Origin of the sequence: Pseudoalteromonas sp. P1-25, assembly GCF_001401805.1 — a bacterium.
In the GTDB taxonomy this organism is placed as follows: domain Bacteria; phylum Pseudomonadota; class Gammaproteobacteria; order Enterobacterales; family Alteromonadaceae; genus Pseudoalteromonas.
On record NZ_LKDW01000013.1, the window covers coordinates 41,121 to 66,769 of the forward strand.

Sequence of the window (25,649 nt, forward strand, 5' to 3'; positions counted from 1 at the left end):
TAAATGAAAAACTTAATAATCAAAATCTAATTGCGCGCTTAGATTGTTACTGAACATTTCAAAGCTTAATTTAATAAATTTTACACTCGACAAATTTTAGCAAGTTTAATAACGTGCACAGCATTAGAGTTAATGAATAAAAGCCGATGAAAACAAATTTAATAACCCGCGAAGGTTACATACAATTACAGCAAGAGCACGACCATTTATGGAACGTTAAACGCCCTGAAGTCACTAAAATAGTAAGTTGGGCGGCAAGCCTTGGCGATCGCTCAGAAAACGCAGATTATCAATACAATAAGCGCTTACTGCGCCAAATTGATCGCCGCGTTCGGTATTTGCGAAAACGCCTACCCGATTTAAAAATTATTGATTACTCACCGCAGCAAGACGGTAAAGTATTTTTTGGTGCATGGGTAGAAATAGAAAACGAACAAGGCGAGATAAAAAAATTTAGAATTGTGGGGCCTGATGAAATATACGACCGCAAAGACTACATATCAATTGACTCACCTATGGCGCGCGCCCTAATAAAAAAACAAGTAGATGATGATTTTGAGGTACCTACACCACAAGGTAAAAAAGAATGGTATGTAAATAGTATTGAATATCAAAAATAATCCCCCATAACATTATTAATAGGGAATGACATTGATTCAGATCAGCTAAATTTTTTATTGTGTAATATATCTCATTAGGATATATATTAAGTTCGCAGGTTTATTTTTAACCTGATTTTTAAGGTAATGGCTATGTCAAACTTAGTACAGCGCATATGTAGTAATGCCGTATTGTTTGCACTTTTAATGAGTGTGAGTTTGACGCTGCACGCCAATACCACCGAAGTAAGTATAGATAACGCCAGTGTATCTAATCATTTTATCGCTTGTGAATTTCCTGACCAAGCCCCCCCCGACATTGACTTAGATTCTCATGTTAATGCATTTGCTATTAGGTTGTTTCAACCGCTACCTAATGTAGTTTCATCTTTTTACCAAAGTACAAACCTAAACCGTCCTTTTAGTACGGCATATCAACGTGGTCCACCTAGCTATTTAATTTAATTCACAATTTTACTTTTTGATTAAATTTTATAACGAATAAGGTGACTACCATGTCTAACTTTAAAGAATTGCGTACCCAAAATATTTCTAATGCTGTTATTGCAAGCACGTTTGAAGAGCAACAAGCCGCTATTGATTTAACGTCTCCGGCATTAACCGTAATCAATAACTTTACCCAAAAAACGCCTATTCGCGCTCCATACGACACAACAATTAACGATGCGCTTAAACAGGTGTTAGCAGAGCATTCTGACTATGTATTGGTAACTGATGAGGCGCAAAAATTAATTGGTATTGTTTCAAGTGCCGACTTACAAAGCGCTAAAATTACAGCCATTGCACAGCGGTTAAATACCACTCGCAATGAAGTGAGCCTTCGCTACATTATGACACCTATTAGCCAACTTAGTGGTGTAAGTATGCAAAGCCTAAGCTATGCAAGTATTGGCGATGCACTGCAAACAATGGAACATCAAGGCAGTATGTTTTTATTAGCAACAACCACTAATAACGAAATATGCGGTTTAATTTCGGCGCGTCAAATAGCTAAAACGTTACATATTCCGGTACATATTACCCCTATTGCTCACACGTTTAGTGATGTTTTAGAAAGTGTAGAGCACCCTCACTAAAGCGCGCTTTTTCACTTTGTCAGCTCAGCCAAGCCAACCATCTTAAAGCAAGCAAAATTGCTTGCTTTAAGAGCTTTTTATTACAACCTGCTGTGATATTATTCAACTAATAAATACCTACCAAACTCATTAAATAGCAACTTTAATAAGCTGGGTATAACAGTACCAGAGGGATTTTCTGGTTTTATTTTTTGTATTAAAAGGTTTATGCATGAGCGATATCTCTGCACGTTTAGCCACTGAGCTAAATGCACAACAGCAACAAGTTGTTGCTGCTACAAAATTACTTGATGAGGGCGCAACGGTTCCTTTTATTGCGCGTTACCGTAAAGAAATTACCGGTGGATTAGACGACACGCAATTACGCCTTTTAGAGCAACGTTTGTCGTATTTACGCGAGCTTGAAGAGCGCCGCAGCTTTATTTTATCAACCATCGAATCACAAAATAAATTAACGCCAGCGCTAAGTGCCGATATTACCAGCTCGCAAAGCAAAACTGAGCTTGAAGATTTATACCTTCCTTATAAAGCGAAGCGCCGTACCAAAGGTCAAATAGCTATTGAAGCAGGCCTTGAGCCACTTGCCGATGCGCTATTTAACGATGCAAACTTAGACCCTGAGCAACACGCACAGCAGTATATTAATGCCGACCAAGGTATTACAGATACCAAAGCAGCCCTTGATGGTGCTAAATTTATTTTAATGGAACGCTTTGCAGAAGATGCTAAGTTATTAGCAAAATTTAGAAGCCACATTAGCCAACACGGCGCCATACAAAGCACACTTATTGACGGTCAAGAGCAAGCGGGTAGCAAATACCGCGACTACTTTGATCATCAAGAACCTCTTAAAAAGGTCCCTTCGCACCGTGCACTTGCTATGTTACGCGCACGAAACGAGGGTATTTTACAGCTAAGTGTTAACCCAGAACCAAGCAGCGAAAATGCAGCCCAGCTATGCGCACAAATGATTGCTGATCACTACCGCTTAGACGTGAAATATAAAGCAGCTAGCGCATGGTTGTTAAGCGTTGTGCAATGGGCTTGGAAAATAAAGCTTGGCCTACACTTAGAAAATGAATTTTTAGCAGCCATGCGAGAAAAAGCCGAAACCGGCGCTATAGATGTATTTGCTAAAAACTTAAAAGACTTACTTATGGCCGCGCCTGCTGGGCCACGAACCACGCTTGGCCTCGATCCTGGGTTACGTACTGGCTGTAAAATTGCCGTAGTTGATGGCACAGGTAAATTGCTTACAACGCAAACTATTTTCCCCCACGCGCCACAAAATCACTGGGAAAAATCGTTGCGTACATTAGAGCAATTATGTCGCCAGCATAAAGTAGAGCTTATTGCGATTGGTAACGGAACCGCATCACGCGAGTCTGACAAGCTAGTAGGCGAACTTATTAAGGCTAATGCTGAGCTTAAATTAAATAAAATTATGGTAAGCGAAGCCGGTGCATCTGTTTATTCTGCGTCTGAATTTGCAGCGAATGAATTTCCTGATTTAGATGTGTCTTTACGTGGCGCGGTATCTATTGCGCGTCGCCTGCAAGATCCACTTGCCGAGCTTGTTAAAATTGAGCCAAAATCAATTGGTGTAGGCCAATACCAGCACGATGTATCGCAAAGCCAATTGGGTCAAACACTGACCGCAGTGGTAGAAGACTGTGTAAACTCTGTGGGTGTTGATTTAAATATGGCGTCGGTGCCGCTCCTTACTCGCGTGTCGGGGTTAAATAAAACCTTAGCGCAAAATATAGTAAATTACCGCGACACTAACGGCACGTTTACTAAACGTAGCGAACTTAAAAAAGTTGAGCGTTTAGGACCAAAAGCGTTTGAGCAAGCTGCAGGCTTTTTGCGAATTAATAACGGGAAAGATCCACTTGATAACTCATCTGTTCACCCTGAGGCTTATCCTGTTGTTAAACTTATTTGTGAGCGTAACAACCTTGATGTAAATAGCTTAATTGGCAACAGCGAGTTTTTAAATAAACTGGTTGCTAATGACTACACCGACGAGAAGTTTGGCTTACCTACTGTAACCGACATCATTAAAGAGCTAGATAAACCTGGGCGCGATCCTCGTCCTGAGTTTAAAACTGCTGAATTTAAAGCCGGCGTAGAAAAAATCACAGACTTAAAACCTGGAATGATTTTGGAAGGTGTGGTTTCTAATGTAGCTAACTTTGGTGCGTTTGTTGATGTAGGTGTACACCAAGATGGTCTAGTGCATATTTCGGCAATTACTAATAAGTTTATCTCTGATCCTCGCGAAGTAGTAAAAGCCGGTGACATTGTAAAAGTAAAAGTGGTTGAGGTAGATGCCCCACGTAAGCGTATTAGCTTTACTATGCGCTTAGATGATGAAATAGACACAAGCAATAAACCCGCTGCTGCGCCGCAAAAGCAACGCAGTAACCAAGGCCAGCAACCGCGTGCAGCAAAACCAAAGCGCGATAACGGTAACGCCATGATGGGTAATGCCTTTGCCGATGCATTTGCTAATGCAAAAGTAAAAAAATAATACCAATCCGTATAATTAAGTGATTTATTTTAGGGTGGATAAACATGTTGATAGCAAAGCAAAAAATTCGCTATTTAGTTGTTCTAAATGAGAATTTTTTAACGCAGATAGCGACACGTTTAGCCCCTGAAAATGATTAAATATTAATGCGGATTTGTATAATCCCCTTTTGCTATAAGAGGTGATGTCTTCTTAAACTAAAAAGCCGCTCATTGAGCGGCTTTTTTAATTATGCTTAACTAGTTTTAACCAAACGCAGAAAAACCACTCTCGTTTTGTGGCGAGCTAGTCATTTGATAAAAATTAGCAATACGGCCAGCTCGAGCGTCTACTTCAGGATCGCGTGATTGCTCTGTATTTGTATCGCTTTGAGACTCAGCGGTGCTGGTTTCGTTTATTGATAACGCACTTTGTGGCTCTTGTGCTCGCGCTTCATCGTCAGCAGGGGCTGATAACTCAGCTTGTGCTGCGGCCATTTTTTGGGTTGCATCAGCCGCGATTGCCCTGTCGGCACTTGATGGCTCTGCTGGGGCAAGTGCGGCTGCACGTACCGTTTGCATTTTCTCTATAGTGGCTTGCGGATCGTCGGGGATTACAGATACATCAATTTGTACCTCACCGCCTACCGCGTAATTAGTGCCATCTGGTCCACGTTGGTATTCATAGCTTGGCGAGCCTGCATACTGCCCACCCACCGATGCATGAGCTTGCTCATGCACACGCACTTCAGTGTCGCGCGCTTTAAGCTCTTTAATTTGCTGCTGTTCTATTTCAAGCTGTTGCTGCTCTTGTTCTTCCTCGGAGGTGTCTGCGCTTGCTTGTTGATTTTGTTGCTGTTCGTTATTTGAATCTTCGCTGCCTTGCTGACGCTGCTCAACAGTTTGCTCATCACTCAGCTTACCGGTTGCATCGTACGTGGCGGGGTCTGCACTTGTTGGCAGCTTTGCTTTATCAGCATCACTTTGCGCTTTGGTTTCTGTGTTACTGGCACTATTAGGGGCAGGGGCAGGAATAACGTCGCGCAGTTGGTTGTCACGCCGAGCGGTTTCCGTATAAACATTGGCGGTGTTTATATTGATAGACGGAAATGGCGTGACAATATTCATAACGTTTAAGCTTTAATATCGATTAGCGTACCAAGCACTTCATCAGCCGTTTGAATAGATTGCGTGTTTGCTTTGGCATTAAATTCTTCGACTTTTAAATTAACAAGCGCTTCGTCAACTCGAGCGGGTTGTGCAACAGGCGCTGTTACAGCTTCATCTGAACTCGCTGCTGTTAACTGGCGCTGTTGGGCTAGCTGTGTATCGTCTTGCTCTTCAATGGTGGCACGGTTTATCTCTGCGCTTGCTCGCTCTATACCTTGGCTTGCACGGTTAAACCCTTCTACACCACTATTAAATACTGAACCAATAGCCATGCTGTACCTCCAAAAAATAAATATTGTTTAATTATCGCTCACTTTATGGGCAAAATAAAGCTTTAAACAGGACCTTTCTTTAGGCTATTTTAAAGCATTGATTTAACGACAGATAAAAACTCTCTTTTATGAGAAATAAACGGCGCGTGCGAAGCTTTGTCTAGTACTTCGTATTCAAACTCTGTATTTAGTGCTGCCATTTTATTAATTGCTTTGTAAGGTACCAGCGCATCTAAACGACCAAATATCGCTTTTATAGGCACTGGGCAATGTGTAAATACGTCGCGCAAATCATCATTTTGTAAAATGCTTAAACCCGCACTTAACGCCTCACTTTCTGGGGCGTTATACTGGTTTAACAATTGCTTTAGCTGTTTTATATCATCGCGTGCCGACTCGCTCCCCATAGCCTGAATAGCTAAAAAGCGCTCTATGGTTTTTTCTCGGTGATTAACTAATTGCTCTTTAAATTGCTCAAGCACGCTGGCTTTTATGCCAGGCCACTCATCTGCCTCGGCGAAAAAAGGGGTTGAGGCAACTAAAATAACTTTTGAAACTTTTTCAGGCCAATGCTTTGCAATATACAATGCAAACAACCCTCCTAGCGACCAACCCATTACAATAGAGCTAGGGCTAAGTTGCTCGCTTACGATTTCAGCCGCATCGTGAAAATTATAAGGGCTTGGGCAGCTATTGCTGTTGCCAAAGCCAGGCAGGTCAATACTGCGCACCGAGCCACTGTATAAAAACGTTAATTCTGGCTGCACTAATTGCCATACGCCTTGATTCATACCCCAACCATGTAATAAAACTAACTCGCTTTGCATATTTGCCTAACCTTAACCAAACTTAGCTCCATCATAACGGTTAATAACGCGAAAGCAACGCAAGGAGCTGCCAATGCAGCACACATTCTTTAACTGGCTGTTTCCCTCTTACTGCTTGCAGTGTCAGGGGGTTGTTAGTACTCAAGAGGCTCTGTGTAACTATTGTTTGGCAGATTTAAACGTATTTGATTTGAATAAGCACAGCAATTTATTACACCGCCCTGATATTGTAGAAATATTTCCAAATTGCGAATTTGATAAGCTCTTTGCCTGCGCTTTTTACCAACCCCCTTTTGAGCACTGGCTTAAACGCCTCAAATTTAATAATCAAATTCATTATAAAAAAGCACTGCAACAAGTAATTAAATGCCAACTTGCTCTATTTTTTGAAAATTTAGCTACCCAGCCCGACATTTTTATCATTCTACCCTTGCATCAACGCCGTTTTTTAACACGAGGGTTTAATCAGGTCAGTCAAGTATGGCAGCCTTGTTTAGCCAAACACGCTTGCATTAGTAATGCGCTTACACGAAATAAAGCCACGCAAGCACAGTCCCGACTATCTAAAACCAAACGGATTCAAAATGTAAAAAATGCCTTTGTATGTACACAAGATATGAGCGGAAAAACAGTGGCAATAGTCGATGATGTAATGACCACAGGCGCAACGCTCAACGCAGCTACCCGAGTATTAAAGGAAGCGGGCGCTAAACAAGTGTGGGCTTTTGTTACTTGTTTAACGCCACTTTAACAGTGTACTTAATCGCCTCTCACTCTAAATGTATGGCCAAAAAATAACGCATTACTGAGTAATCGACTTGTGCCGTACCAGTATCCTCTAAAAACGGGGTTATCGGTCATCGCAATAACACTGCCACGCCCGTATGAGTGAGCAATCATGGCTGCTGCACCGGCAATTTGCTGCTCATTTACGCCATCGGTAAACCCTGCTAGTAGTGGTTTTTGTGGGTAAGTGAGTATGTTTACAAACGGTGCGGATGATTTTTCTAATAACCAGGTGCTATTTTTAAATACTGGCAATGTTTCGCGATTAAGCGAAAATGTAAGTGGATGCGTGGTGTCCACATCGGTATTAAAAATAGCGCCGGCTATGCGTTGTCGCCCTGCTAAATGGTCTTTATCTGCGTAATTTAACCCTTGAGTATTAAAAGCGCTGGCTACATCTTGCCTAGATAAATAATTAGCTTTAAGTAATTGCTGATCGGCTAAAAATTTAGCGCCGCCTTTGTGGCCCCAAATTACGCCGCCTTTTCTTACCCAGCTTTTAATGGCAACTTTATCACTATCAGGTAAGCCCGAGTAATTGCCATTCGCTAGTACAATGTGACTGTAATTATTTAAGTCCAGGCTACCTAAGCGCTCCATTTCTACTATGGTCGGAGAAATACCGACAAAGCGGTCTAGGTAATACCAAACTTCGCCTGCTTCGTATTGGCTTACACCTTTACCGCCCACAAGCAGTACTTTTGGCTCGTTTAATACTGCCATAGTGCGCGACCCTAAATCGGCGCCTTTACTAGTAAGACCGGTGGTAATAGGCTTTATCGCAATACCAAATTGGGTTTGCGCATCGTTTAAAATAGCCACCCAATCAGGATTCGTTTGCAACCCAGCAGGAACAATAATACTGCCAGGTGCAAAGTCTATTTCGGTGGTGCTGCTTTTAGCTGTTAATGCGCTTAACGCTACACGCGCTTTAATGCCTTGCTTTAGCAAGCTATTTAACATTTTAGGTGCTAAGTAATCATCCCAGGCAAAACCAAATGCATAACTTTGCTTTAACGCAGCAAATGATGGTTTAACGGCTTTTTGCCATGCAGTACTTGCAACCTCTAAACCCCAACTACTTTTTACTTTTGCAAACTCTAAATTAAACGCATGGGCAAGGGTCCAACCCGATACATCGTAAAATGTGTTGTCGGCAAAGCTTTTTTGCTCGCTAAAAATAGCCTTAACTAATCTAAATTGAGGTTGTGCCAGCGGGACAAAGTAACTATTTGTAGAAAAGTTTTTACCATTGGCTTTTAGCGTTTTGGTAAGTGGGTAAGCATTTATTTGATGCTGCTTTAACAGGTTTAAAAATAGCTTAATGCGGGTGCTGTCTTTAGCACCCTCAACCACATAGCCTTCAAAACTTTCATCATGTGCTAAATCAATTGCTTGGTTATAAAATTTTGCCTGATAGGTTAATAGCGCCTCACGGTTATCTACCGCTGCTTTAAAGGTTGATAGGCTGGTTAATAACTGATTTTTAATAGTAAAAGGAAAGGTAAGCGTACCGTTTATGGTGTCTTGTACATGCCCACGTGAGCTTGCTTGCTCAAATAAAATACCTATACCGCCGTTTACATCGGGGTAGGTTGAACCCTTGCCGTAATAAAAGTCGTCAAAGCTTTCTTCGGTAAAATAAAGGGCATTATTTTTGTCTAAGGTTTTAGCATGGTAATTGGCTATAGCTTTAGTAAGCGTTACGTTTTCATCTGGGGTGATTGGGTGCTTGCGACTAGCAATACCAGGTTGAAAAAAGTAGCTGCTGTTAGGGCCCATTTCATGAAAGTCGGTAAGAATATTTGGCTTCCATTGATGAAATTTAGCAATGCGTGCTCGCGACTCTGGGTGTTGTAGCAATAACCAATCGCGGTTTAAATCAAACCAATAGTGATTTGTACGGCTACTTGGCCAGCTTTCTACGTGTTCACGCGTTTTTGGGTCGCTTGATAAGTTCATCCCCCGATTACTATTAGCCCAATTGGCAAAGCGAGCCGAGCCATCGGGGTTAAGTGAAGGGTCGAGCAAAATAACGGTATTATTTAATAGCTTTTCTATTTCTGGGCCTTGCGCTGCAGCAAGGTAATACGCAACCAATAAAGCGGCATTGCTGCCTGATGACTCATTGCCGTGCACACTGTATCCCATCCAAACTACAGCAGGCTCATTTTGTGTGTTTTTAGCTTGCTCACTGTTTGTTAAACGGGCTAAATGCGCTTGGCGAATTTGCTCTAAATTAGCGAGTTTTTCAGCGCTACTAATACTTAGCATCACAAGCGGACGTTGCTCGTGTGTGCGCCCTATTACTTCAAAATTTATACGATTACTTTTTTGCGCTAGAATTTCCATATAACGCACAAGTTGGTCGTGCCTTACATGCCACTCACCTACTTCGTAACCAAGTACGTCTTGTGGGGTGGGTATTGTTTTATCAAACTCTACATCTTGTTCAAAATAATACGAAAGTGGTTTTGCCATACTTGAAAAGCTAAGCATTACCACCATTATAGTTACTATCCAGCGCATATAAATCACTCTAAAAATGTTTGTTATTTGCACGCTAGCATTGCTTAAAATAGATGCCAACTTTTTACGCTCAACACTAGCCGCAACACGATGAGCGGAGTATGATATGCAGTATCCGAGTAATTTAGTCAAGTATAGACGGTTTTATGATTTCTATTTCCGAAACAGCACAAGCGCATTTTGCTAAACTTTTAGCAGATCAAGCACAACAAACTAATATTCGTGTGTTTGTTGTAAACCCTGGTACATCACAAGCGGAATGTGGTGTTTCTTATTGCCCAGAAGACGCCGTAGAAGACAGCGATATTCGTCTTAACTTTAATGGTTTTGATGCCGTAGTAGATACAGAAAGCGCCCCTTTTTTAGAGGAAGCTGAAATTGATTTTGTTACCGACAAAATGGGCACTCAGTTAACGTTAAAAGCGCCTAATGCAAAGGCACGTAAACTAGGCGATAACGCATCACTAAATGAGCGTGTTCAACACATGCTTGAGACCGAAGTAAACCCACAGCTAGCTAACCATGGTGGCCAAGTAAGCTTAGTTGAAGTAACCGCTGAAGGTATTGCTGTACTTCAATTTGGTGGTGGCTGTAATGGCTGTTCTATGATCGATGTAACCCTAAAAGAGGGCATCGAGAAAGAAATGGTTGCTAAATTTGATGAAATCACCGGTGTTGCCGATATTACCGAGCACCAAGCGGGCGATCACTCTTATTACTAAGCAATAATGTTAAAGCCGCTTATTTATCGCTTAGGGAGCAACCCTAAGTTGAGTTTAACGCGCTTTTTTCGCGGCTTAGCACTGTTTGTGCTAGCCGTGATATTTATAGCCCTTGGCTACTACACTCATTTTAGTTTGCAAATTATAGGCGTGGTTATTTTAATCCCGGCATTATTTTTTGCTGCATGGGGGTATAGCGGTATTTTTGCCAATCGTTTCTCACAAGTTTTAAAAGATATGGGGCCAAAAGATCACGACCCCGACCTATGGAAATGACGCGTTTGCTTAATCGAGTAGCTGATTCGTTGCTTTTAACTGCAAGTACTTAATAATTAACGTAACGCCGCGCATAAACATAAAGCAACTCATGGCCAGCCATAATGCATTATTTTGCCACTCTATAAACACCCAAAACACCCCAAAAAAGCCAACAGCAGCTGAAAGAATCATACTGTTACGCATATTTTTTGCCCGTGTAAGCCCTACAAATACGCCATCAAACAAAAAGCAGCTCATTGCTAACATAGGCAATACGATTACCCACGGTAAGTAATTTGTCGCCGCTTCTATCACTTCGGGCACATTAGTTAAAAGCTTAATAATAGCGCTACCAAACACAGCAAAAAATACGCTGTACAACACGCCAAAAAGCATTCCCCAAAACACACTTATTTTTACCCATAACCTGATATTATTAACGCTTTGCTGGCCTTTTGCTTGGCCAACTTTGGCTTCGCTTGCATAGGCAATGCCATCAAGCGCAAAGCTTACTAACATTAAAAAGTTAAGTAATACTGCATTTGCTGCAAGCGTTGTTTCGCCTAAGCGCGCACCATAAAAAGTCATAAAGCTAAAGCACAGTTGCAAAATTAAAGAGCGAATAAATATATCTCTATTTAAACTAAGTAGCTCTGTCATTTTGCTGATACTAAGCCAGTTTGGCACGCTTAGCGCCACGCCTTGCCTTTTTGCGAGCTTAATCACTAGTAACAACGCAAAAGCCAACGCACAGTAATCTGCAATTAACGACGCCCATGCTGCTCCCGCTACTGCCCAGTCTAAATACACCACAAAATATATATCGAGCACTATGTTGGTAATATTGGTCACTAGCAGCAAGTAAAATGGCCCACGTCCATAATGTACGCCAAGCATCCACCCTAGCAGCACTAAATTACACAGTGCGGCAGGGGCACTAAATATACGAATACTAAAATACTGATATGCTTGCGCTAAAACCTCGCTATTTGCGCCTGACAAAAAAGAGATTGCTTGTTTTATCAAGGGGGAGAAAGCAATAAGCGCTAACGCCACAAACGCAGCCAGCAATAAGCTGCGTTTTAAAAGCGCAGCCAACTGTGTTAAGTTATTTTGCCCGTATGCTTGGGCTACTAACCCTGTGGTACTCATACGCAGAAAACCGGCGAGCCAAAATAAAATAGAAATAACCGTTGAGCCAAGTGCAATCCCCGCTAAGTAATGTGCACTACCTAAGTGGCCGATAACAGCAGTATCAACAATTCCTAACAGTGGGACAGTAATATTTGATAATATCATTGGTCCCGCTAGCAACAGCAAGCTTTTATGGTGTGCCTTATTATGTTTAAGAAATTGTTTCATTTAGTTTTAATTACTCTCATTTGTTTTTCAGTACGTGCTCATGCGGCAGTTATTCTACAGTATCACCATGTAAGCGAAACCCTTCCGGCTGTGACCAGTGTAAGCGCAAATACCTTTACCAAGCACATGAACTATTTAAAAGAACACAATTTTAATGTTATAGCGCTAAATGAGCTAATAAACGCTATACAACAGGGCAAAAACTTACCTGAGAAAACAGTCGCTATCACCTTTGACGATGGTTATAACAATAACTACGAACAAGCAGCGCCAATTTTAGAAAAATTTGGCTATCCCTATACTATTTTTGTAAACCCTACCCTTATTGATGAAGGCAAAGGCTACGTAATGGGGTGGGAAAAATTAAAAGAGCTCGCTGGCAAGGGAGCGTTAATTGCAAATCATACAGCCCAACATGACTACCTGCATATCAAGCTAAAAAATGAGAGCGATGCGCAATGGCGGGCTCGTATAAAACAAGATATTTTGCACTCGCAACAACGCATTAAAGAAGAAATAGGTCACGATTACAAATACCTTGCTTACCCGTATGGCGAGTTTAACAACACACTACAAGAGCTTGTAAAAGAACTTGGCTTTGTTGGTATAGGCCAACACTCAGGTGCGGTTAATAGTAATTCTAATTTTACACGTTTGCCCCGTTTTCCAGCCTCTGGCTTTTATAGTAAATTAGATACGTTAATCACAAAATTAAACTCACGAGCGTTTAATATAAAAAATCTAGTCTACCAAGACAGTGTAACCTCGCAAAATCCACCAACACTGAGTATTGAGTTTGAAATGGGCGATTTTCATAAAAGTCAGTTTGCGTGCTATGTATCAAGTGTAGGGCAGGCGAAATTAACGTGGATAAACGACACGACTGTAAAAATTGACTCGCCAAAGGCGCTAAATAAAGGTCGCTCACGCTTTAATTGTACCGCGCCTTCTATCAAGCATGCTGGTAGTTACTATTGGTTTTCACAACCGTGGGTTATTCAGTAGTAATTACAAGCTATAACTCGCCTTACACCTTTATAGCTTGATGCAATAAGCGCTGCGTTACTTTATCAAGCGCAACAATTTCATTAGCGGCACCTAAATCTACTGCCGCTTTGGGCATTCCCCACACCACAGAAGAAAACTCATCCTGGGCAATGGTGTAACCCCCCGCTTGTTTAATACTTAGTAAGCCCTTTGCGCCATCGCTTCCCATACCGGTGAGCAGCGCTGCCACAATGTTTTTTGCGCCGCACTCAAGTAACGAGTTAAATAATACATCTACCGCCGGTTTATGGCGGTTCACCGGTTCAGAATCATCAAGTTCGCAATATAAACTCACCCCTCTTTTTTTTATGCTTAAATGCAAACCACCTGGGGCTATATACGCACACCCTGCACTAAGCTTGTCACCGTGCTGCGCTTCTTTTACGTTAATAGCACAAGTGCGGTCCATACGCTGCGCAAACGAGGTACTAAATACCGGAGGAATATGCTGAGTGATCACAATTGGCGGGCTATTTACTGGCATTTTTATAAGGACTTCTTTTATTGCTTCTGTGCCCCCTGTCGAAGCCCCAATAGCAATAACTTTGTTTAATAAAAATTGTGCATTGGTGGGCAAAGGCTCGCTCACTGTCGTGGCTTTTTTAAAGCTTCTTACCCTTGCACCTGCCGCCACACGCACTTTTTGCTGCACGACATACGCATATTGACTCATTTGCTGCTTAACATTCACAGTCGGCTTGGCAATAAAGTCCACCGCACCAAGCTCAAGCGCTTCTAAGGTGATAGGTGAGCCTTGCTGGGTTAATGTAGAAATCATCACAACGGGCATAGGTCTTAAGCGCATTAGGTTTCTTAAAAAACTAATGCCGTCCATTTTTGGCATTTCTACATCGAGGGTAAGCACATCTGGATTGAGCAATTTAATCATTTCTCGTGCTTGGTAAGGGTCTTCGGCACAGCCAACAACCTCGATATCGCTCGCCTGAGATAGTATTTCGCTCAGCAAACGCCTTATCAGTGGTGAATCATCGATTATCAGAACTTTAACCATTGCGGCTCCTAAAACAGCTCTATGTTAGTCTCGGTGGCTTTATCTTGTTGCTTAAGGTTTTGCAGGTAGCGCACTTCGCGTTTTTCAATTGTATTGTTATGCAAATTCTTCAGCTTTTTTACGTGGACTTTGCCCGTATGCGGATGAAAAAAAATTTTTCGAGGCCACGGCCCCCCCATATCTTGTGCTACAAGATTAAGCGACTCTTCCTGAATATACGCATTGGCGAAGCTAATATTCCCTATCCCTATGTCGGTCATGGCGCTAATTATTTTTCCGCCACCAAAGAGCTTTATTTTTAAATTTTTTCGTGCAGCGCCACCTTTTAACACTTCGTTGATCAGGTATTCCATTGCCCAATTTCCGTAGCGACAACTTAAACTATGTGCACTGTTTAACTCTAAACCTTTTTTTACCGGCAGCATAAAATGATTTACGCCTCCTATACCGGATTTTTCATCATATACACACGCGGCTATACATGAGCCTAGCACTGTAGAAATAAGCTCATCATTTTTAGATACATAAAATTCGCCAGGTAATATTTTTGCCACCACACTTGTGCGCCCTGCATCCCAGTAACGTTTTATATGTTCAAACCCTGGGAGCACCGGCCTAAACTGTGCGTGCATTGTGTTGCTTTTGATACATGGTTTTCCCTAAATTTTTAAACTCAGCATGATCTTTTCCCATACTCTCTGAGTGTCCTAAAAACAGATAGCCGCCTCGATTAAGTGCATTTGCATAACGTTTAAACAAAGTATCTTTTGTTTCTTTATCAAAATAAATAACCACGTTACGACATAAAATTACATCAAAATTCCCTTTCATGGGCCACTCTTGTAAAAGGTTAAGGCGTTTAAAAAAAATGTGCTTATTTAGTTGTGGTTTCACTTTATATGTTTGCCCATCTTTGCTTTTTAAAAACCACTTTTTAAGTACATTGTTTTCTAAACCATTTACATTAGCCGCGGTATAAATACCCGCTTGCGCTTTGGCTAATACATTAGAATCTAAATCGGTTGCTAAAATTTTTACATCCCACGAACTTGGGAATAAATCGGCAAGGGTTATTGCTAAGCTGTAAGGCTCTTCGCCTGTAGAGCAACCCGCTGACCATACGCGTACTCGTTTTGTTACTTTGTTAGTGCTAAGTAACTGCGGCACTATGGTGTTTTTTAAAAACTCAAAGTGGTGGGGCTCTCTAAAAAAGGAGGTTAAGTTAGTGGTAATCGCATTAATAAATGCGTCAAACTCAGCCTCTTTATTATTGTGTAAGTACTCTAAATACTGCGAAAAGTTTTTAAGTTTATGCTCTCTTACCCTTCTTGCTAAGCGGGAATACACCATTTCGCGTTTATGATCGCCAAGCACAATTCCGCATGCGTTATAAACCAACGTGGCAATGTCTTTAAAATCTTTATCGGTACATAAAAATTCTTTCATTGTTATACCTTCCCTTGTAAAACTGGCTTGCTGGCATCTTAACTAGCAAGCCAATAGTGGCTAAAACTCTTCCCACTCATCTGCTGAGTCTATAAAGTTTTCGCCTTTGGGCTGGGTATTTTTTAAATAACCGCTGGGTTGACGCGCTGGGGCTTCAGAACGTTCAAAATGTGCATTGGGCAATGTATTCATACCTTGCTGCCCGAGCGAGAAAAAGTGCAGTAATTGGCGCATCTCATTGGCTTGCTCAGCCATGGACTCACCGGCAGCTGAGGCTTCTTCTACAAGTGCCGCATTTTGTTGCGTCATTTCATCCATTTGCGCAACGGCTTTATTAACTTGCTCAATGCCAGCGCTTTGCTCTTCAGAGGCCTCGGTTATATCCGAAATCATTTGCGTAACACGTTGTACGCTTGAAACAATTTCTCTAAGCGTTTCGCCCGACTCATTAACCAGCACAGTACCGTCGGTGACTTTTGCTACGCTGTCTCTAATGAGCTCTTTAATTTCTTTGGCCGCTCCTGCTGAGCGCTGCGCTAAGTTGCGCACCTCGCCAGCAACCACAGCAAAACCTCTGCCTTGCTCACCCGCTCTAGCTGCCTCTACAGCCGCGTTAAGCGCCAGTAAATTAGTTTGAAAGGCAATTTCGTCAATAACACCTATAATGTCAGCAATTTTTTTACTCGATTCGTTAATAGCCGACATACTCGTTACTGCTCTATTAACCACTTCTCCGCCTTGAATTGCTTTGTCGCAGGTTTCTTCGGCCAAATCGTTAGCAACTTTTGCGTTATCTGCATTTTGCCTTACGGTACTGGTCATCTCTTCCATACTCGATGCAGTCTCTTCAAGCGATGAAGCTTGCTCCTCGGTACGCTGACTTAAATCTGCATTACCTTGTGAAATCTCCTCTGCACCACTGGCAACAAGTGTGGCTGAGGAGTTTATGCGATTTATAACATCAGTGAGTTTATCTGCCGTGGTATTAGCATCTTGCTTGAGCTTATCAAACGAGCCTTGATACTCTTTCTCTATGCGCTTTGACAGATCGCCATTGGCCATTGCATCAAGCATTAGAGCGGTATCGCTAACGGCATCATCCACAATTTCCACTAAACTATTTAAACCCTGCGCCAAGCGTAAGAAAAAGCCTTCTTTACCTGTTTCATCTACACGCGTATCTAAATCGCCTTTACCAGCATTACTCACTAACTGCGCAATTTCCTTTTCTATGGCGACTTCACTTGTTCTATCTTCCCACTCAACTACCGTCCCTATACGTTCTTGCTCTGGTGTGAAAATAGGGTTTGCCACTAACCCAAAGGTTCGTCCGCCTACTTTTATTTCAGCGCGATATGTTGTTGTAAGCTTAGCTAATAAGTTTTGCTGGTGGGCCGGGTTTTTGTGGAATATATCTATATTTTGCTTAATTAAATTAGTGCTATCAAAGTTAGGCAGCTCTTTTTTCAAATCATCTTCAGCAATACTCATCATCGATTTAACCGCGTTGTTCATATAAACAATCACATTTGAGGCATCGGCTATCATGGTGTTTGTTGCTACGGTATCAAGCGCCTGTTTTACTCTTAAGTTTTCTTGAGCTTCAGCGCGCTCTTGCTCTGCTTTTGCTACGCTATCGGTAATATCTTCCCATTCAACAATGGTGCCTAAGTGTTTACCTTCATGATTTATCCACGGTGTGGCAATCAAACTAAAAATAAGCCCTGCTAAACGTAACTCAGTTTTGTAAGGTTGCTTTAAGTTTTTTAATAGCTCGCGTTGATGAGCTGGGTGCTTATGAAAATCATCTACACAGGTGCCGATTAAATTATCGACAGAAAAACTAGGTAGCACACTTTGCAAGGCCGTTTCACGTGCTTTGAGCATTGACTTAACTTGATCGTTTACAAATACAATATTGAGATCTTTATCGGCAATCATTACATTGGCTTGGCAAACGGTTAACGCACTTGCTAAGTCCGCAGCCTTTTTAGACTCACGCTCTAGCTGTTTTTGCGCGGTGATATCACTTGCGTATTTAATAACTTTATAAGGCTTGCCATTTAAATCGTATATAGGGTTATAAGAGGCTTGAATCCATATTTCTTGCCCTTGTTTACCTATTCGCATGTACTCGCCCGAGTCGTACTCTCCACGCCCAAGCTTTTCCCAAAACTGTTTATACTCGTTTGTTTTAGCGTATTCTGGGTCCACAAATAATTTATGGTGTTGGCCTTTTATCTCGCTAAGTTGATAGCCTAAACCGTTTAAAAAATTGTCATTGGCAGTAATAATTGTGCCATCAAGATTAAACTCTATCACCGCCTGCGATTTACTAATTGCCTCAAGCTGACCTTGTGCTTCAGCGGCCTGTTTTTTTTGCTCGGTAACATCTGTGGCAAATTTAATTACTTTTAGCACTTGCCCTTGGCTATCAATAATCGGGTTATAGGTCGCTTGAATCCATACCTCACGACCTCCATTTGCAAGGCGTTTAAACTCGTCAGAAATGAACTCACCGCCGCGTAAACGTTGCCAAAAATTTTTATACTCGCTGCTTTGTGCTTCGTCTGGTTCAACAAACATAGAGTGGTGCTGGCCTTGCACTTCTTCTAAGCGATATCCCATTGCATTTAAAAAGTTTGAATTGGCGGTAATTATTCTGCCACTCGGTTCAAACTCAATAACTGCTAATGATTTATTTAATGCATTAACGATTAAGTCATTACTTGATTCTGATTGCTTCGGATTACTAAACCATCCCATGCCCATCACCACCTTTATGTTTGTTTTTGTTGCTACATAGCACTGCGGCTATATATCCATTGTTCTTTGTAAGTCAATTAACGAGACCATTTTTTCACCTACGTTTACCAGCCCTGCCACATACTCACAATTACTCGAATCAGACAGGCTAGGGACGGGCTTGGCGTCTTGCTCTGCAATGCTGTAAACATCAGAAACCGCATCTACTGCGATGCCCATTACTTTTGAATCATTTTCAAAAGTAACTTTTACAACAATAACAACCGTTAAAGGCCCATATTCAGTACTTGGCAAACCAAAACGTAAGCGCAAATCTATTATTGGCACTATGGTGCCGCGAAGGTTTATCACTCCTTTAACAAAATCAGGAGCATTGGGCAGTACGGTAATTTCTTCCCAGCTTCTGATTTCTTGCACGGTTAATATATCTACACCGTACTCTTCATCAGCCATAATAAAGGTTAGAAATTGCTTAACGCCTTGCTGTTGCTCTAAATCAATTTTGTTATTTAACTCGCTTTGTGCGCTAATCATGAAGCCTCCAGGGGTGTTTTAGAGTCTATGATTAGCTCTTGGCTACCTGGTTTTTTAAGTCCTGATAGTTTTATTAAGCCACTAATATCAACAATTAACGAGACACGCCCGTCGCCTAAAATAGTTGCTCCAGACACGCCATCCACTTTTTGATAATTCGCCTCTAAACTTTTTATTACTACCTGCTGCTGTGAAAGTAAGTCATCAACCAGCAAGCCCACTTTTTGGTTGTCGGTTTCAACAACCACCAGCAAGGTTTTGTCTAATGACTCTATGGCGTTTTGATGATTAAAAATTTGATACAAGCGTAAAATAGGGATGTATTCGTCACGCAGTCTTAGTACATCTAAGTCTCTACCCACTCGGCTTACTTTAGTGATATCAATCTGTAGCGATTCAACAATTGAAATGAGCGGAATAATATAAGTATGCTGCGCAACCTTAACTAATTGACCATCTAAAATGGCAAGCGTAAGAGGTAGCCTTATTGTAAAAGTAGAGCCAACGCCAGGTGCTGATGAAACCTCAACGGAACCATTTAAAGATTGAATATTGCGCTTAACAACATCCATTCCTACACCACGCCCAGATAAGTCGCTAACCGCATCGGCGGTAGAAAAACCGGGCATAAAAATAAGCTCATTGATTTCGTCATCGGTTAAATTACAGTCAGCGGTAATTAGCTCATTAGCAATGGCTTTTTCTTTTATTTTTTGCGTATTTAAGCCTTGTCCATCGTCCATTATTTCTATTACGATATTACCGCCTTGGTGAAAGGCATTTAAGGTCACGGTGCCCACGGGGTCTTTACCTGCGGCAACCCGCTGTTCAATTGTTTCAAGGCCATGATCGAGCGAATTTCTGACAAGATGCACCATGGGGTCGGATATTTTTTCCATTACCGTTTTATCAAGCTCGGTTTGTTCCCCTAATAATTTCAACTCCACCTGTTTATTTAGTTTTTGGGCAATGTCGCGCACTAGTCGCGGAAACCGGCTAAATACAAAGTTAATCGGTAACATACGAATGCGCATCACATTTTCTTGCAGGTCTCGGGTATTGTGTGCCAGCTGCGCAAGGCCTTCTTGTAACGACGTAATGGTCGATTCGCTAATTTCTTGCTCGCTCAACTGATTTAACATGGCTTGTGTTATCACCAGTTCCCCAACCATGTTTATTAATGAGTCTACTTTGTCTATTCCTACTCTTATGGAGGTAGACTCCGGTGCTGATGTTGGCTTTTTATCGGCTGTGGGTTTGCTTTTAGGCTTATCGGGTGCTTTTTTGGCATCGCTAATAGGCTGTGTTTGAGCTGTGCTGTGGTTGCTCTTTTCGTCCGTGTTTGCGGTGTGAGAAGTGTCTTCATCAAATAACCCGCCACAGAGCTCTATTTTTATATCGGCATCATCCTCTACCCATTCAAATACCTCTTTAATGGCGGCTTCTTTTTCGCTGGTATTTAAAAAAAAGCGCCAGTGCAAGTAGCACTCGTCACTGCTTAAATCTTTAATATCTGGGATATCGTCTAAAAATGCCTGCGTTTCAAGCTCGCCGAGTTCAGCTAATTCGCTGATCATGAATAAAGGCTCATTGCCTGTTTTAAAAAGGTGATGATGCGGTTTAAAATCAATTTGAAAAGTATTTACCTCAGCAGCAGCCTTTACTTCGCTTGCCTCGGTTGGGGGTGAATCGGCTTGCATTTCGAGTACAATTTCAAACTGTTTTTTTAAGGTCGTAGCGTGTGATAAATCAGGCTCTTGCTCAGCTTGCAGCTCACCAAGTAACCCGCGCAAGCAATCAACAGCTTTAAGCAATAAATTAACATGTTCGGTGGTTAGCTCGCGCTCGCCTTGGCGTATTTGATCGAGTAAGGTCTCAAGCACATGAGTAAACTCAGCGACAGAGTTAAAGCCAAAGGTGCCACTGCCCCCTTTAATTGAGTGCGCAGCTCTAAAAATAGTATTTATTGTTTCTAAGTCTTCTTCGCCGGGCTCTAAATTTAATAGCTCGGCCTCCATTGTATCTAGGCCTTCAAAACTTTCTTCAAAGAACACTTCAAAAAATTGACTTAAATCTATACTCACGCCGCACTCCTCAGTTAACGAATTACTTTTTTAAGCACCGCTAGTAACTGATCCGGGTTGAATGGCTTTACAATCCAGCCTGTTGCGCCAGCTGCTTTGCCTTCTACTTTTTTATCTAATCCTGACTCGGTAGTTAACATTAGCAGCGGCGTAAATTTGTAATCAGGAAGACCTCTGAGTTCTCTGATAAGCGTAATGCCATCCATAATGGGCATATTTACATCTGAAATGACCGCATCAAAACTTTGCTGCTTGGCAATCGCAAGAGCCTCGCTGCCATCTTTTGCTTCGGTAACATCAAAACCTGCGGTTTTAAGCGTAAAGCTCACCATTTGACGCATTGACGCAGAATCATCAACCGCTAAAATTTTCTTCATATAAACCTCTACCCTTTACTATCAAGTATTAAATATTGACTTAAGCCAAGTTGATTAATGGCGTTTTGAAGTGCATCACTGTTGCCTACCCATACAATTTTGTGATGTATGGTAAGAAGGTGTTTTTGCAAAGCACACAAAAGTTGAATTGACGCGGTATCGGCTGAAATAACCTCACTGACATCTAAACAAATATCGTTGTTGCTATTGAGTTCTTGTAATAAATCTTGGTGAAGAGTCTCTACATGCATAATTGCAAGTTCGCTTGGAAGTTTTAGCATTTTTTCAGGGCTTTCCCTGTCAATTCAATTCATAACAAAAGCTTAGCCTTAGTTATTAAAATTGCCATAAAAGGCTCAAAAAAATTAATAAAACTTTTAAAAGTGGCGCTAAAAAGCAAAAAAGGAGCCTAAGCTCCTTTTAAAATTCGTGAAAGGTGTAAAACTAGTTTTTATAGTAATCCGCTATTTGCTTAAATTCGCTAATAAGTTGAGTGGTATTAATAAGAGGTACATTGCCTTGTTGGAACTCAGGCTTAAATATGGCTCTTACCGCTCCATTTGCATCAACTAAAGCCACCGAAGCACTATGATCGACCGCATACTCTGATTCTTGTGAGTCACTAATGGCATAAATTAGTCCAAGCTCTCTCACCACTGGGAATAAGTTTTTGTGCACACCTGATACAGCTAAAAAATCAGGGTTAAAATAATCAATATAGGCCTTTCGTTTTACCGCTGTATCGCGCTGGGGGTCTACCGACATAAACCAAATTTGCAGTGGGTATTCGTTATGTAACTTTTTATACACACTATTTAGCTTCGCAAGCGTTAATGGGCAAATATCTGGGCAGCTGGTATAACCTAAAAATACTAAGTTCCACTGCCCCATAAATTGCGCCTTGGTGACTAACTCACCGTTTTGGTCATTAAGCGTAAAATCTGAAAGAGGCTTTGCTTGCTCATACACTAAAGCTTGCACATCGGGTGCACTATTTTGCTCTGAGCAAGCAACAAGTAAAAACGAAAAAATTACAACTAAGCTAATCCGTAACTGCTTCATAAGGGGAGCCATTTATCTATAAATAAGATCACGAAGAGTACCATTAAATGCATAATTGAAAAGCGAAATAAGTCCATGGCATTACTATTATCAGGGGCTAGCTTTAGCTTAACCGCTTTATATAAAAAGAGTGCATTGAGTACACATGCGCCAACCAAATAAATACCGCCCGACATACCAATTAAATACGGTAACACGCATACAAGCGCCAGTAATATGGTATAAGCCACAACACACGTTTTGCAAAAATCGATACCATGAGTCACTGGCAGCATAGGAATTTTAGCGCGTTCGTAATCGCTTTTGCGTGCTATTGCCAGTGCCCAAAAATGCGGTGGGGTCCACGTAAATATAATCATTACAAGTAACCATGGTGCGGCTGCCATTTGATTTGTTTCAGAAACCCAACCCAATAAAGGCGGCATTGCGCCAGCTAAACCACCAATCACAATGTTTTGCGGTGTGGCACGCTTTAAAAAAGAGGTGTAAATAAAAGCATATCCCACTAACGCAAACAACGTAAGTACGGCCGTTAGGGTGTTGGCCCAAAGCATTAGCATTATAAAACCGGCAAACCCTATCACACCTGCAAAGCTTAACGCATGGGTTTTACTAAGCCTGCCTTTGGCTACAGGGCGGTGGCGTGTTCGCGCCATTTTTGTATCTATTTCGCTATCAACAACATGGTTTATTACCGCCGCAGCGCCAGAGAGCAACCCAATGCCTAATAAACTAATAAACTGTACTGTAATGCCTCGCCCTACATCAGGCGCCAGTGCCAAGCCAACCCAGGCAGTAAGTACCAACATAGCCACTACTTTAAACTTGCTAATAGCTAAGTAATCTTGCAGTAAATTATAAGCACGTTGAATAAAAGGGTGTGCGCTAATAACTTGTAGTTCTTTTTTGTCTAGTGTGAGTGCCATTATTATTCCCCTTTAAGTGCGTGCTGTTAGGTAGTAACACAACCTAACCATAGTCAATAACAAGATAGCTGCCATTAAATTGTGTGCCAGCGCCACTCCTAGCGGAAAATGCCAATGCACCACCGCAAGCCCCAAACTAATTTGGCACAGTAGCGCAACGAGCACGCTGACAGTACAGTGTTTTATTTTTGCAGATTGCGCCTGACTGTATATACGCCACATAATTAGTGCCAACACAACACATGTAACTAGCGCCCAAATTCTGTGTAATAGGTGAATAGACATACGCGCCTGTTGCGATAGCACTCCGTACTCATAGTTACTGTGCTCAAGCGGCAGCTGAAACACACTACTGAGTGAAAATGGCTGCGCATAACTACACAGCGGTAAGCCATTACAGTGCGGCGCTGCATAATTTGCTGCAAGCCAACCACCTAATGCAATTTGTATAACCAATACAGCCAATGCAACTAAGCTCAATGAAAAGTAGCGTTTAGCGCTACTATCTCCGCCCTCTATGGGTTTACTGGTTAAACGCAGGTATAAAAGAGTGATTAGCGATAAAATACTAAACCCTCCCAGTAAATGCCCCATTACAATGAGCGGTTGCAAGTTCATAGTAACGGTCCACATACCCAGCGCTGCCTGAAATATAACTAACAACAATAATGCTAGCGGTAATTTAACCGGCGTGTTTGAGTTATGGCGCTTTACAAAAGCCAACACAAATAGCGCTAAAATAAGTAACCCCAGCGCACCTGCAAAGTAACGGTGGATCATTTCTTTCCACGCTTTGGCGGTTTCAAACATCATATCTGGGTAACTTTGGGTAGCCAGTGCGATATCGGCTTCATGCTTTGGTACAGTTAAAAAGCCATAGCAACCTGGCCAGTCTGGACAACCAAGACCTGCGTCACTCAAACGTGTATAAGCGCCTAGCCCTACCACTAATAACGCAAGCAACCCCGTTGCAAGTACCCAGTGTTTATAATTTTTATACATAGGAATCTCCCATTAACAATGCGCTATTAGTTAGCTTGAACGAGAATAATTAAGTAGTTTTTTTAAATCTTTTAATAACCCTTTTTGTACTAAACGGTTTTCTTGAGGCTGCTCTTTAAACGGATACTCAAGCACCACTAACCCCCTATGATCAATTAAATATAAGCTAGCGGGCTGTAAATTTTGTTGCGCGTTAAAGGTTTTCCAAGGCATGTTCTTAACATTAGGCGCCCCCATTACAGCCATATCAACCTTGCCTTGGTTTTTTCCTAAGGCGATATATAAGTTATCAAGCGCATTGAGCTGCTCATTACACGATGCACTACATTTATTGGAGTAATTAAGTGCAATTGTCCATTGCTTAGGGTTATGTTGCTGCCAGTTTTCAAGCTTTACTTCGTGCTGTAAAAAATCGCCATTATTGGTAATAGCGCTTGGCAACCAGTCTAGTTTTAGCGCACCGTATGCGAGTACGAGTGGTACAGCGCAACATACAACAAATAAAACTAAGGGATTATTTTTCATTGTTAGTCCTCTTTTTACTAGCAAAAATGGCCACCACCACACAAGCTAAGGCTATTAAAAACCATTGCACTGCATACGCTTGGTGCTTTTGCGGACTCATCACCACCGCTGTATAATGCGGTATTGCTAGCGCATCTCCAGTACCTTGACGATAAGCCATAAAGTTAAATAACGATTGATTACTTTGCTTACTTAGCTTTTGTAAATCTATTGATTGAATTCGTTTTTGAAAGTCTTGTTTTGTCGAATTGGTTTGTAAGTTAAAGCTCGCTAAGTTTTGCTCTTTTATTTGCGCTTTAAACGTAAGAGTACTTTTAGGAAGTTGGATGTTCGGTAATTCGCTGCGTGAAATAGGCGCTTTTACCCACCCTAAATTAACGAGTAAAACGCCACTTGCTTGGCTTGGCTTAAATAAAACCAATAAATCGTAACCCACTTGCCCTTGGTAAACTTGGTTATCTAAAAGCCAGTATTGCTGATTTATTATTTTTCCGACAAGCTCAACCTCTACACCTGTTTTATTCCACTTTGAAGGCATGGCCTGTAATTGCTGCCAGCTCATTACGCCTTGGGTTTGCATGTTAGCTATAGCTGTTAGCTGTTGCTGCTTTTGCTCAGCCCTTGCTAATTGCCAATACCCTAAACGTACACATACCAGCACCACAGCTACCACAACGCAAAGTGCGATAAATGAGCTAAGCTTTTGTTTACGCCTTAAAATTAACTGCATAAAGG

Annotated in this window: 26 protein-coding genes; 8 read left to right on the forward strand and 18 right to left on the reverse strand. The window is 41.6% G+C overall.

Translation table 11 applies throughout. The annotated features are described in order from the left end of the window. Positions 1-146: 146 nt before the first annotated feature. The 4 genes from greB (at position 147) to AN393_RS10035 (ending at position 4,229) form a co-directional block, all read left to right on the forward strand. The gene (gene greB / locus AN393_RS10020) at positions 147-620 is read left to right on the forward strand and encodes a transcription elongation factor GreB (protein WP_055015444.1); all 474 of its coding nucleotides are present in this window, start codon (positions 147-149) and stop codon (positions 618-620) included. Positions 621-752: 132 nt separating this feature from the next. Beyond that, positions 753-1,064, forward strand: coding sequence for a hypothetical protein (locus AN393_RS10025; protein WP_055015445.1), 312 nt, complete (start codon positions 753-755; stop codon positions 1,062-1,064). A 50-nt stretch (positions 1,065-1,114) separates the two neighbouring features. Further along, complete coding sequence (locus AN393_RS10030; RefSeq protein ID WP_055015446.1) at positions 1,115-1,696, forward strand: CBS domain-containing protein; 582 nt, start codon at positions 1,115-1,117, stop codon at positions 1,694-1,696. Between the two features lie 211 nt (positions 1,697-1,907). Next, positions 1,908-4,229, forward strand: a complete 2,322-nt coding sequence (locus AN393_RS10035) for a Tex family protein (protein WP_055017964.1) — start codon at positions 1,908-1,910, stop codon at positions 4,227-4,229. Between the two features lie 245 nt (positions 4,230-4,474). Here the strand turns inward: AN393_RS10035 and AN393_RS10040 are convergent, their stop codons facing one another. From AN393_RS10040 to bioH, 3 genes are all read right to left on the reverse strand, one after another. After that, positions 4,475-5,335: a putative metalloprotease CJM1_0395 family protein gene (locus AN393_RS10040; protein ID WP_055015448.1), complete on the reverse strand. Its 861-nt coding sequence runs from the start codon at positions 5,333-5,335 to the stop codon at positions 4,475-4,477. Positions 5,336-5,340: 5 nt separating this feature from the next. Then, entirely contained in the window at positions 5,341-5,649 is a 309-nt protein-coding gene (locus tag AN393_RS10045; RefSeq protein WP_055017965.1) for a hypothetical protein, read from the reverse strand. An 89-nt stretch (positions 5,650-5,738) separates the two neighbouring features. Further along, positions 5,739-6,476: a pimeloyl-ACP methyl ester esterase BioH gene (gene bioH / locus AN393_RS10050; RefSeq protein ID WP_055017966.1), complete on the reverse strand. Its 738-nt coding sequence runs from the start codon at positions 6,474-6,476 to the stop codon at positions 5,739-5,741. 73 nt (positions 6,477-6,549) lie between these two features. Between bioH and AN393_RS10055 the strand changes: the two genes are divergently transcribed. Then, positions 6,550-7,227 (forward strand): ComF family protein, encoded by a 678-nt coding sequence (locus AN393_RS10055; RefSeq protein WP_055017967.1) that lies wholly within the window; start codon positions 6,550-6,552, stop codon positions 7,225-7,227. 8 nt (positions 7,228-7,235) lie between these two features. Here AN393_RS10055 and AN393_RS10060 read toward each other — a convergent pair whose 3' ends face one another. Beyond that, complete coding sequence (locus AN393_RS10060; RefSeq protein ID WP_055017998.1) at positions 7,236-9,791, reverse strand: M14 metallopeptidase family protein; 2,556 nt, start codon at positions 9,789-9,791, stop codon at positions 7,236-7,238. A 146-nt stretch (positions 9,792-9,937) separates the two neighbouring features. On the opposite strand from AN393_RS10060, the gene nfuA reads away from it, so the two are divergent. Beyond that, positions 9,938-10,513, forward strand: coding sequence for a Fe-S biogenesis protein NfuA (gene nfuA / locus AN393_RS10065; RefSeq protein WP_055015452.1), 576 nt, complete (start codon positions 9,938-9,940; stop codon positions 10,511-10,513). 6 nt (positions 10,514-10,519) lie between these two features. Beyond that, positions 10,520-10,789, forward strand: a complete 270-nt coding sequence (locus tag AN393_RS10070; RefSeq protein WP_029774191.1) for a hypothetical protein — start codon at positions 10,520-10,522, stop codon at positions 10,787-10,789. A 9-nt stretch (positions 10,790-10,798) separates the two neighbouring features. Here AN393_RS10070 and AN393_RS10075 read toward each other — a convergent pair whose 3' ends face one another. Beyond that, entirely contained in the window at positions 10,799-12,070 is a 1,272-nt protein-coding gene (locus AN393_RS10075) for an MATE family efflux transporter (protein WP_055017968.1), read from the reverse strand. A gap of 42 nt (positions 12,071-12,112) precedes the next feature. Between AN393_RS10075 and AN393_RS10080 the strand changes: the two genes are divergently transcribed. Beyond that, on the forward strand, positions 12,113-13,138 hold the full coding sequence (locus AN393_RS10080) for a polysaccharide deacetylase family protein (protein ID WP_055017999.1): 1,026 nt from the start codon (positions 12,113-12,115) through the stop codon (positions 13,136-13,138). Positions 13,139-13,160: 22 nt separating this feature from the next. Here the strand turns inward: AN393_RS10080 and AN393_RS10085 are convergent, their stop codons facing one another. The 13 genes from AN393_RS10085 to AN393_RS10145 form a co-directional block, all read right to left on the reverse strand. Beyond that, positions 13,161-14,192 carry a chemotaxis response regulator protein-glutamate methylesterase gene (locus tag AN393_RS10085; protein ID WP_055017969.1) on the reverse strand — a complete coding sequence of 344 codons (1,032 nt, stop codon included), beginning with the start codon at positions 14,190-14,192 and terminating at the stop codon, positions 13,161-13,163. 8 nt (positions 14,193-14,200) lie between these two features. Next, complete coding sequence (gene cheD, locus AN393_RS10090; RefSeq protein ID WP_055017970.1) at positions 14,201-14,824, reverse strand: chemoreceptor glutamine deamidase CheD; 624 nt, start codon at positions 14,822-14,824, stop codon at positions 14,201-14,203. Further along, a complete protein-coding gene (locus tag AN393_RS10095; RefSeq protein WP_055017971.1) occupies positions 14,808-15,638 on the reverse strand; it encodes a protein-glutamate O-methyltransferase CheR in 831 nt (276 codons plus the stop codon). The genes cheD and AN393_RS10095 overlap by 17 nt, the downstream gene beginning before the upstream one ends. A gap of 60 nt (positions 15,639-15,698) precedes the next feature. Next, a complete protein-coding gene (locus tag AN393_RS10100) occupies positions 15,699-18,404 on the reverse strand; it encodes a methyl-accepting chemotaxis protein (RefSeq protein ID WP_055015509.1) in 2,706 nt (901 codons plus the stop codon). Between the two features lie 48 nt (positions 18,405-18,452). Further along, entirely contained in the window at positions 18,453-18,938 is a 486-nt protein-coding gene (locus tag AN393_RS10105) for a chemotaxis protein CheW (RefSeq protein ID WP_055015456.1), read from the reverse strand. Beyond that, entirely contained in the window at positions 18,935-21,022 is a 2,088-nt protein-coding gene (locus AN393_RS10110; RefSeq protein ID WP_055017972.1) for a chemotaxis protein CheA, read from the reverse strand. Before AN393_RS10110 ends, AN393_RS10105 begins: the two co-directional genes overlap by 4 nt. Before the next feature lie 14 nt (positions 21,023-21,036). Further along, positions 21,037-21,399, reverse strand: coding sequence for a response regulator (locus AN393_RS10115; RefSeq protein WP_029773320.1), 363 nt, complete (start codon positions 21,397-21,399; stop codon positions 21,037-21,039). A gap of 8 nt (positions 21,400-21,407) precedes the next feature. Continuing rightward, positions 21,408-21,680, reverse strand: coding sequence for an STAS domain-containing protein (locus tag AN393_RS10120; RefSeq protein ID WP_055015458.1), 273 nt, complete (start codon positions 21,678-21,680; stop codon positions 21,408-21,410). Between the two features lie 163 nt (positions 21,681-21,843). Continuing rightward, positions 21,844-22,461 carry an SCO family protein gene (locus AN393_RS10125; protein ID WP_055017973.1) on the reverse strand — a complete coding sequence of 206 codons (618 nt, stop codon included), beginning with the start codon at positions 22,459-22,461 and terminating at the stop codon, positions 21,844-21,846. Next, positions 22,458-23,387: a heme o synthase gene (gene cyoE, locus AN393_RS10130; RefSeq protein ID WP_055017974.1), complete on the reverse strand. Its 930-nt coding sequence runs from the start codon at positions 23,385-23,387 to the stop codon at positions 22,458-22,460. The genes AN393_RS10125 and cyoE overlap by 4 nt, the downstream gene beginning before the upstream one ends. Positions 23,388-23,399: 12 nt before the next feature. Then, positions 23,400-24,389: a heme A synthase gene (locus AN393_RS10135; protein ID WP_055017975.1), complete on the reverse strand. Its 990-nt coding sequence runs from the start codon at positions 24,387-24,389 to the stop codon at positions 23,400-23,402. Positions 24,390-24,419: 30 nt separating this feature from the next. Beyond that, entirely contained in the window at positions 24,420-24,914 is a 495-nt protein-coding gene (locus AN393_RS10140; RefSeq protein ID WP_055015462.1) for a hypothetical protein, read from the reverse strand. Next, positions 24,904-25,644 carry an SURF1 family protein gene (locus AN393_RS10145; RefSeq protein ID WP_055015463.1) on the reverse strand — a complete coding sequence of 247 codons (741 nt, stop codon included), beginning with the start codon at positions 25,642-25,644 and terminating at the stop codon, positions 24,904-24,906. The genes AN393_RS10140 and AN393_RS10145 overlap by 11 nt, the downstream gene beginning before the upstream one ends. Positions 25,645-25,649: the final 5 nt, after the last annotated feature.

Bases quoted from the DNA above. Each gene is read 5' to 3' on its own strand.
- AN393_RS10135 (WP_055017975.1), bottom strand. From the start codon at position 24,389: ATGTATAAAAATTATAAACACTGGGTACTTGCAACGGGGTTGCTTGCG.
- AN393_RS10140 (WP_055015462.1), bottom strand. From the start codon at position 24,914: ATGAAAAATAATCCCTTAGTTTTATTTGTTGTATGTTGCGCTGTACCA.
- cyoE (WP_055017974.1), bottom strand. From the start codon at position 23,387: ATGGCACTCACACTAGACAAAAAAGAACTACAAGTTATTAGCGCACAC.
- AN393_RS10100 (WP_055015509.1), bottom strand. From the start codon at position 18,404: ATGGGATGGTTTAGTAATCCGAAGCAATCAGAATCAAGTAATGACTTA.
- AN393_RS10125 (WP_055017973.1), bottom strand. From the start codon at position 22,461: ATGAAGCAGTTACGGATTAGCTTAGTTGTAATTTTTTCGTTTTTACTT.
- AN393_RS10040 (WP_055015448.1), bottom strand. From the start codon at position 5,335: ATGAATATTGTCACGCCATTTCCGTCTATCAATATAAACACCGCCAAT.
- AN393_RS10035 (WP_055017964.1), top strand. From the start codon at position 1,908: ATGAGCGATATCTCTGCACGTTTAGCCACTGAGCTAAATGCACAACAG.
- AN393_RS10045 (WP_055017965.1), bottom strand. From the start codon at position 5,649: ATGGCTATTGGTTCAGTATTTAATAGTGGTGTAGAAGGGTTTAACCGT.
- nfuA (WP_055015452.1), top strand. From the start codon at position 9,938: ATGATTTCTATTTCCGAAACAGCACAAGCGCATTTTGCTAAACTTTTA.
- AN393_RS10115 (WP_029773320.1), bottom strand. From the start codon at position 21,399: ATGAAGAAAATTTTAGCGGTTGATGATTCTGCGTCAATGCGTCAAATG.
- greB (WP_055015444.1), top strand. From the start codon at position 147: ATGAAAACAAATTTAATAACCCGCGAAGGTTACATACAATTACAGCAA.
- AN393_RS10070 (WP_029774191.1), top strand. From the start codon at position 10,520: ATGTTAAAGCCGCTTATTTATCGCTTAGGGAGCAACCCTAAGTTGAGT.
- AN393_RS10120 (WP_055015458.1), bottom strand. From the start codon at position 21,680: ATGCTAAAACTTCCAAGCGAACTTGCAATTATGCATGTAGAGACTCTT.
- AN393_RS10075 (WP_055017968.1), bottom strand. From the start codon at position 12,070: ATGATATTATCAAATATTACTGTCCCACTGTTAGGAATTGTTGATACT.
- AN393_RS10055 (WP_055017967.1), top strand. From the start codon at position 6,550: ATGCAGCACACATTCTTTAACTGGCTGTTTCCCTCTTACTGCTTGCAG.
- AN393_RS10060 (WP_055017998.1), bottom strand. From the start codon at position 9,791: ATGCGCTGGATAGTAACTATAATGGTGGTAATGCTTAGCTTTTCAAGT.
- AN393_RS10105 (WP_055015456.1), bottom strand. From the start codon at position 18,938: ATGATTAGCGCACAAAGCGAGTTAAATAACAAAATTGATTTAGAGCAA.
- AN393_RS10095 (WP_055017971.1), bottom strand. From the start codon at position 15,638: ATGAAAGAATTTTTATGTACCGATAAAGATTTTAAAGACATTGCCACG.
- AN393_RS10030 (WP_055015446.1), top strand. From the start codon at position 1,115: ATGTCTAACTTTAAAGAATTGCGTACCCAAAATATTTCTAATGCTGTT.
- cheD (WP_055017970.1), bottom strand. From the start codon at position 14,824: ATGCACGCACAGTTTAGGCCGGTGCTCCCAGGGTTTGAACATATAAAA.
- AN393_RS10145 (WP_055015463.1), bottom strand. From the start codon at position 25,644: ATGCAGTTAATTTTAAGGCGTAAACAAAAGCTTAGCTCATTTATCGCA.
- AN393_RS10080 (WP_055017999.1), top strand. From the start codon at position 12,113: ATGTTTAAGAAATTGTTTCATTTAGTTTTAATTACTCTCATTTGTTTT.
- bioH (WP_055017966.1), bottom strand. From the start codon at position 6,476: ATGCAAAGCGAGTTAGTTTTATTACATGGTTGGGGTATGAATCAAGGC.
- AN393_RS10085 (WP_055017969.1), bottom strand. From the start codon at position 14,192: ATGGTTAAAGTTCTGATAATCGATGATTCACCACTGATAAGGCGTTTG.
- AN393_RS10025 (WP_055015445.1), top strand. From the start codon at position 753: ATGTCAAACTTAGTACAGCGCATATGTAGTAATGCCGTATTGTTTGCA.